The sequence below is a fragment of the Microbacterium sp. M1A1_1b genome, from assembly GCF_053345565.1.
Genome location: NZ_JBKFAJ010000006.1, coordinates 159,995 through 168,378, shown reverse-complemented (window position 1 = coordinate 168,378; position 8,384 = coordinate 159,995). Strand labels below are relative to the sequence as shown.

At 71.3% G+C, this 8,384-nt stretch carries 7 protein-coding genes; 4 read left to right on the top strand and 3 right to left on the bottom strand.

Annotated features, from left to right (window positions below; translation table 11 throughout):
- Positions 1-209: 209 nt before the first annotated feature.
- Positions 210-1,325 carry a Gfo/Idh/MocA family protein gene (locus ACLBWP_RS14955; RefSeq protein ID WP_447655780.1) on the bottom strand — a complete coding sequence of 372 codons (1,116 nt, stop codon included), beginning with the start codon at positions 1,323-1,325 and terminating at the stop codon, positions 210-212.
- Positions 1,322-2,137 (bottom strand): sugar phosphate isomerase/epimerase family protein, encoded by an 816-nt coding sequence (locus tag ACLBWP_RS14950; protein ID WP_447655779.1) that lies wholly within the window; start codon positions 2,135-2,137, stop codon positions 1,322-1,324. The genes ACLBWP_RS14955 and ACLBWP_RS14950 overlap by 4 nt, the downstream gene beginning before the upstream one ends.
- A gap of 214 nt (positions 2,138-2,351) precedes the next feature.
- Between ACLBWP_RS14950 and ACLBWP_RS14945 the strand changes: the two genes are divergently transcribed.
- From ACLBWP_RS14945 to ACLBWP_RS14935, 3 genes are all read left to right on the top strand, one after another.
- On the top strand, positions 2,352-3,653 hold the full coding sequence (locus ACLBWP_RS14945) for an MFS transporter (RefSeq protein ID WP_447655778.1): 1,302 nt from the start codon (positions 2,352-2,354) through the stop codon (positions 3,651-3,653).
- Positions 3,654-3,872: 219 nt separating this feature from the next.
- Positions 3,873-5,192 (top strand): carboxylesterase family protein, encoded by a 1,320-nt coding sequence (locus ACLBWP_RS14940; protein ID WP_447655777.1) that lies wholly within the window; start codon positions 3,873-3,875, stop codon positions 5,190-5,192.
- Positions 5,193-5,324: 132 nt separating this feature from the next.
- Positions 5,325-5,930 (top strand): TetR/AcrR family transcriptional regulator, encoded by a 606-nt coding sequence (locus ACLBWP_RS14935; RefSeq protein WP_447655776.1) that lies wholly within the window; start codon positions 5,325-5,327, stop codon positions 5,928-5,930.
- Between the two features lie 93 nt (positions 5,931-6,023).
- Here ACLBWP_RS14935 and ACLBWP_RS14930 read toward each other — a convergent pair whose 3' ends face one another.
- Complete coding sequence (locus ACLBWP_RS14930) at positions 6,024-7,334, bottom strand: hypothetical protein (RefSeq protein ID WP_447655775.1); 1,311 nt, start codon at positions 7,332-7,334, stop codon at positions 6,024-6,026.
- 62 nt (positions 7,335-7,396) lie between these two features.
- On the opposite strand from ACLBWP_RS14930, the gene ACLBWP_RS14925 reads away from it, so the two are divergent.
- On the top strand, positions 7,397-8,383 hold the full coding sequence (locus ACLBWP_RS14925; protein ID WP_447655774.1) for a CobW family GTP-binding protein: 987 nt from the start codon (positions 7,397-7,399) through the stop codon (positions 8,381-8,383).
- Position 8,384 lies beyond the last annotated feature (1 nt).

Sequence of the window (8,384 nt, the reverse complement as noted above, 5' to 3'; positions counted from 1 at the left end):
CGAAGCTGCTCAACAGCACCTTCAAGACCGACGCCGTCAAGGGCGGCCTGCTCGTCGGCACCGCCACCATCACCGCACAGATCAAGTAACACCCCGCACCACCAGAACGGCCGGTCCCCACCACCCCGGGGACCGGCCGTTCTCGCGTGTCACGCGTGCGACTGCGCCTTCGTCCTTGCGTGCGACTCCGCGACTGTCCTTGCGTCCGACTACGCGTCGATGCCGGCGGTCAGCACCGCGGCCGATGGGTCGAAGTCCTCGGGCAGCGGTGGGATCGACTCGACGGTGGACGTGATGTCGACGGCCGACCCGTTGGCGGCAGCGTCGCGGATGCCGAGCAGCACGTCGAGGACGTGCAGCGCGGTGGCACCCGAGGCGCGTTCCGGACGCCCCTCGGCGATGGCGCGGGCGAGCTCGACGACACCGGTGCCGCGGCCCCAGGTCGACCCGACGGCGGCGATCGTCTCGGGCTCGTCCTGGCCGTAGCGCCACAGCGTCGAGTCGCCCTCGAACGTGTTCGGGTCGGGCAGCGAGATCGTGCCGAGCGTGCCGTTGATCTCGACGAAGCCCATGCGGGGCAGTGCGTGCTGGAACGAGAACGTCGACTGGGCGGACTGCCCGCCGGCGAACTCGATGAGCGCGGCGTGGTGGGTCGGGACCTCGACCGGGAACGTCTCGCCGGCGCGGTCACCGGACGCGATGGTCCGGCGGTCGAACGACTTCGACGACACGGCCTGCACGCGGGTGGCTGCACCGAGGGCGTGCACGAGTGTGGTCACGTAGTACGGACCCATGTCGAACAGCGGCCCTGCACCGGTCGCGAACAGGAAGTCCGGGTTCGGGTGCCACGCCTCGGGTCCGGGCACGTGGAACATCGTCGTCGCGGTGAGCGGCTCGCCGATGTCACCGCGGGCGATCGCGCGCAGGGCCGTCTGGATGCCGGCACCGAGCACCGTGTCGGGTGCCGTCGCGACGCGCAGCCCCTTCGCCGCCGCCGACGCGAGCACCGCGGCAGCGGAATCGTGGTCGGTGGCGATCGGCTTCTCGCTCCACACGTGCTTGCCGGCGTCGATGATCTGCTGGTCGACCTCGGCGTGCGCGGCCGGGATCGTCAGGTTGATCACGATCTGCACGTCGTCACGCGCCAGCAGCTCGTCGACCGACCCGCTGTTCGGCACGCCGTACTCCGCCGCCTGGGCCGCAGCACGGTCGAGCAGCACGTCGGCCACGAAACGGACCTCGACGTCGGCGAACTGCGTCAGGTTGGTCAGGTACTGCGTGGAGATGTTGCCGGCACCGATGATGCCGATCCCGACGCGACTCACGCGGCGGTCCCGGCGGTGTCGTTGGCCCGCAGCCAGGTGAGGGACTCGGTGATGCCCTCGAAGACGTCGCCGGAGTACGCGTCGAACTCGACGACACGGATCGCCTGCGGCGCGGCGGCGAGGATGGCGGCCACGTCGACGTCGCCCTGGCCGGCCGGCGTCTGGTTCTCGAACGCACGCTGCAGCGCCTCGGGCACGATGAGAGCGCTCTCGGACGAGGGCAGCGCGGTGCGGATGTCACCGTCGACCTTGCCGTCCTTGACGTGGATCGCGACGACGCGGTCGCCCAAGGACCGCAGGACGGCTGGGGCATCGGCGCCACCGACGGTCGCCCAGAAGGTGTCGAGCTCGAGGACGGTCTCCGGGCTGATCTGCGAGACGAAGTGGTCGTAGACCGTGCGGCCGTCGACCTTGTTCGTGAACTCCCACTGGTGGTTGTGGTAGCCGAACTGCAGGCCACGGGCGGTGGCCTCGGCGGTGAGCTCGTTGACGCGCTCGGCGATCTTCGCGACGTCGTCGGCGGTCTGCCAGCGGTCGGTCGGGATGAACGGGTCGATGACCGTGTGGATGCCGAGGCGCTCCGCGGCGTCCCAGATCGGCGCGGTGTCGGTGGCGTCGATGACGGCCACGTGACCGGACGGAGCCTTCAGGCCGGTGGCGGCGAACGCGCGCTCGAGGTCGGCGGCGCGCTCGACGAACGCGTACGGCTCGACGTTCTCGTAGCCGATCTCGGCGACACGGGCGATGGCCGCGTCGAGGTCGGCGGCGATCGCGTCGCGCAGTGAGTACAGCTGCACAGAGGTGGTGGGCATTGCAGAGGCTCCTTCGGTCCTGACTGGGTGTCGCGGCCCGTCGAGGAGCGATGCTCCACGGCGAGATCGAGGACGACGCTACACGGAAAACCACCCGGTGTGTAGTTTTTGACGTCCGAAGTTCGACGACGTGTGTCGGGGAACGTGGATCCGATGTAGGCTCACGCAGGTAAAACCTTGCACAGCATGGTTTTCATCGACTCAAGGAGGCGTCATGAGCACACCGGAACCCGCGGAGACCCCGACCCTGGTGCACCCGGAAGCGGGCATCACCCAGCCGGTCAGCACGCTGAAGGTGGGGATCGGCTACCAGGTCGCCCTGTTCCTCGGGCAGTTCGGCCTGTTCGTGGCCCTCATGGCGCCGGTGTACGTGAGCATGCAGCTCAAGGCGCAGGCCCTGGTCGGGGACGACGCCGCGAACGTCATCGGCACGGTGCTGCCGATCGGTGCGTTCGGTGCGCTCATCATGAACCCGCTGGCCGGCGCCCTGTCCGACCGCACGCGAACCCGCTGGGGACGGCGTCGCCCGTGGATGCTGACCGGCGTGGTCGTCTTCGCGATCGCCCTGGCGTGGATCGCGTTCGCGCCGGACACCCTGCAGCTGACCCTCGGGTGGCTGCTCGCCCAGCTGGCCGCCAACACCGTGCTCTCCACACTGACCGCGAGCTTCGCCGACAACGTCCCCGAGTTCCAGCGCGGCAAGTCGTCGAGCATCATCGCCCTCGCGCAGAACATCGCCGTGCTCGCCGGCACCTACCTGTCGGTGTTCTTCGTCGCGAACCTGCCCGTGCTGTTCATCGCACCCGGCATCCTGGCCATCGTCCTGGTCGTCGTCTACGCCCTGGTGGCCCGCGACGAACTGCCGAGCTACCCGCTCAAGAAGTTCACGTTCCTGAACCTCGTCGCCTCGTTCTGGACGAACCCGATCAAGAACCCGGACTTCGCGTTCGCGTGGTGGTCGCGCTTCCTGATCATCTTCGCGACGTTCATGTTCACGACGTACCGCCTGCTCTACATGCAGGAGCACATCGGGATCGCCGATGCGGGTGAGGCCACCGCGGCCGTCGCGTTCGGCGTGCTGCTCTACACGATCGCGCTGCTGGTCAGCGCGGCGATCTCCGGCTGGCTGTCGGACCGCCTGGGGCGCCGCAAGGTCTTCGTCGCCGGCTCGACCGCGCTGTTCGCCGTCGGCCTGGTCGTCCTGGCCCACGCCGACACCGTGAACGGGTTCTACGTCGCCGAGGTCATCATGGGCTTCGCCTACGGCATCTACTCGGCGATCGACACGGCGCTGGTCGTCGACGTCCTGCCCAACGCCGACCGTCCGGGCAAGGACCTCGGCGTCATCAACATCGCGAACGCGCTGCCGCAGTCCCTGGCGCCCGCCGCGGCACTGTTCTTCCTGAAGATCGGGTCGGACGGCACCGCCGACAACTACCAGCTCATGTGCTGGGCGGCCGGAGCCGTCGCGATCGTGGGCGCCCTCGTGGTGCTGCCGATCAAGCGCGTGCGCTGAGCCCCGGCGGCCGCGCGGTCACCCCACCCCGGCCGGTCCCGCCGCATCGCACCCCCGCGCCGACATCGCGCCCCGTCTCCACAGGGCGCGATGTCGGTCAGGGGGGTGCGGACCGGACCCGACCGGACCCGGCCGAGCCGGCACCGGCCCACCGGACCCGCACCGCGCCGGCACCGGCGCGCCGGGCTCGCACCGAGCCTCCCGGGCTAGCGTGGCCGGGTGCTCGACGACGCGACCCCGACCTTCGACAGCCCAGCCGGCCGGATCCGCGGGATCCGCGACGGCGCCGTGATCCGGGTGCTCGGCGTGCCCTACGCGCGCGCGGACCGGTTCCGCCCGCCGCAGCCGGTGCCGCCGTTCCCCGACGTGTTCGACGCCCACGTCCCCGCCCCGGTCGCCCCGCAGCCGAGCGTCGACGTGATCGACCAGCTCCTGCACGTCGTCGACGCCGCGGTCGACGAGCACTGCCAGGCGCTCTCGATCACGATCCCGGCAGACGCCCGTGCCGACGAGCACCTGCCCGTGATGGTCTACGTGCACGGCGGCTCGTACGTGATCGGCGGCGGGGACCTGCCGATCAACGACCCGTACGACCTGGTCACCGAGCAGCGCGTGGTCGTCGTGACGGTGACGTACCGGCTGGGCGTGCTCGGGTTCCTGGGCGACGGCGTGCGGGTGCCGGCGAACCTCGGACTGCTCGACCTGATCGAGGCGTTCCGGTGGGTCCGCGCGAACATCGCCTCGTTCGGCGGTGACCCGGACACGGTCACCGCGTTCGGGCAGTCCGCCGGCGCCGACGCCATCGCGAACCTGATGATCAGCGACGGCGTCGAGGGGCTGTTCCGTCGGGCGGTCATCCAGAGTGCGCCGCTCGGGCTGTCGCGCGGTCGGTCCCGGATGAACGCGGCGATGGTGCGGGCAGTGGGTGAACTCTCCGACGACACTCCCGTGCCGGAACTGCTCGAGCGACAGGCCCTCGGCACCAAGGCCGCTGCGCCGTACGGACTGCGCGCGGGGATGCCGTACGGCACGCAGTACGGCCACGCACCGCTGCCGGCCGAACGCGACCGCGAGGACGCCTGGCGCCGAGTGGCTGCGCAGTACGACGTGCTGATCGGCTCCGGGTCGGACGAGGCCGGCATGTACGTGCCCGTGACCCCGGTGCTCAAGCGCATCGTCCACGACCGCCTGGTCCGGTCCCTCGTGCGCTGGTGGGTCGTCCGCCCGCTGACCGCCGTGATCTACGGCCGCGACGCCCGGGCCTTCGCGGAACGGCACCGGCAGGCCGGCGGGACCGCGATCGTCTACCGGCTGCTCCGCGGTGCGACCGTCGAGCCGACCGGGGCGGTGCACATGAGCGACCTGCCACTGCTGCTCGGTCGCAGGGACGCCTGGGCCGGCAGCCGGTTCGTGCCGGAGCGGGACTGGCCCGAGGTCGAGCGCCGCGGCCCGCGGATCCGGGCGATCTGGGCGGAGTTCGCGCGGACGGGTCGGGTCACGGCAGCCGACGACGAGACGCTGACGTTCGACCGGGGCTGAGGCGACCGCCTGGAGGCCCGGTGCCGGTCCGTCGGACCCGCACCGGGCCTCCAGGGCGTCGCCACCACCCGTCCGGCGCGATCCCCCGAACGGGCGGTCGCGTGCCGCGAGCCCAGACAGGAGAATCGACGCATGTCAGCGACCGAGGTCGACCTCCGCGACCGCATCGTGTCGGCGGGGATCTTCGCGTACCGTGCCGCCGACTTCCACCAGGTCACCGTCGGGGCCGTCGCCCAGCACGCCGACGTCACGGTCGAGGAGTTCCACCGCGCCTACCCGGTGTGGGAGCTCTTCATCATCGCCGTCATCGACCGCTGGTCCACCGCGCAGCAGACGGCCTTCCGGCAGATCGCGGAACAGGACGGCGCGGTCGCCCACGTCCGCGCCCGGCTCGAGACCGGCCTGGCCGACCCCGCGCTCGTCCGTCTGCGCCTGGCGCTGCTGAGCGCGGCGTCGAACCCCGGCCACGCGGCGGCAGGGTGGTTCCGTCGCCAGTACGCCCTGACCTACGAGGACCTCACCCTCGCACTCGTCCGTGACGTCGTGCGCGGGCGGGAGAGCCGAGGGGTGTCCCCGCGGATCGCGGCCGAGCAGCTCCTGGCGCTGTACGAGGGCCTGCAGATGCAGTCGCTGCTCCGCGACGACGCCGACGTGCTGCCGGGCTTCGACCGTGCCGTCGCCCGGATGCGGGTCGGCTGGCGCTCGGCGCTGACGGACGAGTACACCGCGCTGCGCTGACGGGCGAGGACAGCGCGCTGCGCCGACGGGCGAGGAAACCGCGCTGCGCCGACGGACACCTCCGTCCGTGCCCACGACCGTCTGCGCGTTCGGTCACCGGCCGATGAGGTCGAAGGGGCGGACCCCGGCGTCGACCGTCGCCAGGTAGCCGCCGTCCGACATGGCCGAGCCCGCCGACAGGTGCGCGACCACCGTCGCCGCGTGACCCTGGACACGGACCACGGTGACGGTCGTGTCCTCGGCTCTGCTGAGGAAGAGCCTGGTGCCGTCCGCCGAGGCGGCGAGGAACCGTGCTCCCGTGGTCGGCGTCCGTGCCCGGTCGACCGTGATCCGGGTGACGTGCCCGGTGAACGACCCGTCCGCGGCGCGGTCCACGACGTCCAGCGTGTCAGTACCCTGCGCACTGGTCACCACGGCGGCGGCCCACGTCGCAGTCACCACGGACCGCGTGACCGTCCCCGGTTGCAACCGCACGGTCCGCACGCCCGGGTGCACCGTCGACGACGACGTGAGCAGGGCCGGCGCCGTCGGGGAGCTCCCTGCCTGCGTGCCGACCGCTGTCGTGCCGTCCTGAGCCATCCGCGGGCGGAAGCTCTGGGCCGCAGGCACCGGGTACGGGGCGGTGGTCGCCGGCCTGAACCCGTGCTGGTCGACCCGGACGGTCTCGATGCCGTCGTGCAGCGTCGAGCCGATCGTCGTGCCGGATGCGTCCACGATCGGTCCGTGCGGGTACTGCCCGAGCGGTGTCGAGGCGATCACCCCCGGTGCCGTGTCGCCAGCGAGGACGGACCGTGCGGAGTAGGCGTCGAACACCCCACCTGCCGTCACGACCAGCTCGAGCGGGTGGCCGACCAGGAACGTCTCCATCTCCTCGGTGCCCGGCTTGCCGGTCGTCGCCAGCTGCACCCGGTGCGTCGTGATCGACGCCGTGTGTGCCTGGTTGCGCGTCCGGTCGACGAGCGTGACCTGCTGGCGCGTCGAGTCGTCGACGTCTGACCCGACCGCGATGTAGCGCCGCGTCACGTCGGTCGAGATCCACCCGGCACGGTTCCACGGGCCGGCGACCTGGGGGATCGCGAACGACTGGACGATCCGCATGCGTCCGGACTGCGTGATGCGGAGGACGTCGAGTGCTCGTCGGGCTTCGTCGACGAAGGCGACGTGCCCGTGTCCGAGTTGGATCACCCCGGCGTGGGTGCCGAGCCGCACGCCGTCCAGGTGGTCGCGTCGGGCGCCGGTGTGTTCGTCGACGACCGAGAGCACTGCAGCAGGTGCGTCCGCGACGAGCAACCAGTCCGGTCGGTCGGTGTGCGCGGCGTGGGCGACGTCCGGCTGGGCGAGCCCGAGCGTGGTGAGCGTGCTGGTGAGGAGGACCGCGGCGGCGACCCGAACCGATGCCCGCACCACGACCGAGTGCCGTACCTTGTTGATAATTATTCTCAACACACTAGTACCCGAGGAGCATGATGGCAGCCACGACCGTCCCGGTGATCGCCGTGACCGGACCGCTCGGCGCGGGGAAGACGAGCGTCGTGAACGCGCTGCTACGGGCCCCGGGGGCGCGGATCGGCGTCGTCGTGAACGACTTCGGTGCCGTCAACGTGGATGCCGGCCTGGTCATCGGGCAAGTCGACGAGGTGGCCTCGATCACCGGTGGGTGCATCTGCTGCCTGCCGGACTCGGGTGGGCTCGACGACGCGCTGACGCGTCTGACCGATCCGCGTCTGACACTCGACGCCGTGCTGGTGGAGGCCAGCGGCGTGGCTGACCCGGCGGCGCTGTCCCGGCTCATCCGGTTCTCCGGGGCGCCGCGGGCACGGTGGGGTGGGGTCGTCGAGGTGGTCGACGCCGCGCAGTTCGTCCATGCGTCGCCGGGGGATCGCGCTGACCACCGTCGTCTCCGGTCGGCGACGATCGTGGTCGTCAACAAGGCCGACCGCGTGCGGGCCGTCGGTCCCCTCCTGCGGCAGATCAGGGCACTGAGTCGTGGCGCAACCGTCGTGGCGGCGGTCCACGGAGGGATCGACCCGGTGATGGTGTTCGACGTCGCGCACCGGGTCGACCCGACGGTGCTCGACCTCGCCGCGGTGATGGGGGACGGGCCGCCGCACCGACACGCGACCGCGGTCACCGTCGACCAGCGCGGACCCACGAGCGCCGCTGCCCTGGTGCGGTTGATCGACGGGGTGCCGGACGGCGTGCGTCGTGTGAAGGGCGTCGTCGACGTTCGCGTGGGGGCTGCGACGCGGCCCTTCGTCGTCCACGTGGTCGGCACCGTTCCCCACGTGGCACCGCTCGGATCAGCGACCGACCAGCGCGCCCTGGTCGCGATCGGCTACGACCTCGACGTCGCTCAGGCGCAGCTCGCACTGCACGATGCGCTGCACGGCGGCGACGAGTACACCGGTGACGGTCTCCGACGGCTCAGACGGCTGATCCGTCTCAGCCGGTGAG

Bases quoted from the DNA above. Each gene is read 5' to 3' on its own strand.
- ACLBWP_RS14925 (WP_447655774.1), top strand. From the start codon at position 7,397: ATGGCAGCCACGACCGTCCCGGTGATCGCCGTGACCGGACCGCTCGGC.
- ACLBWP_RS14945 (WP_447655778.1), top strand. From the start codon at position 2,352: ATGAGCACACCGGAACCCGCGGAGACCCCGACCCTGGTGCACCCGGAA.
- ACLBWP_RS14935 (WP_447655776.1), top strand. From the start codon at position 5,325: ATGTCAGCGACCGAGGTCGACCTCCGCGACCGCATCGTGTCGGCGGGG.
- ACLBWP_RS14950 (WP_447655779.1), bottom strand. From the start codon at position 2,137: ATGCCCACCACCTCTGTGCAGCTGTACTCACTGCGCGACGCGATCGCC.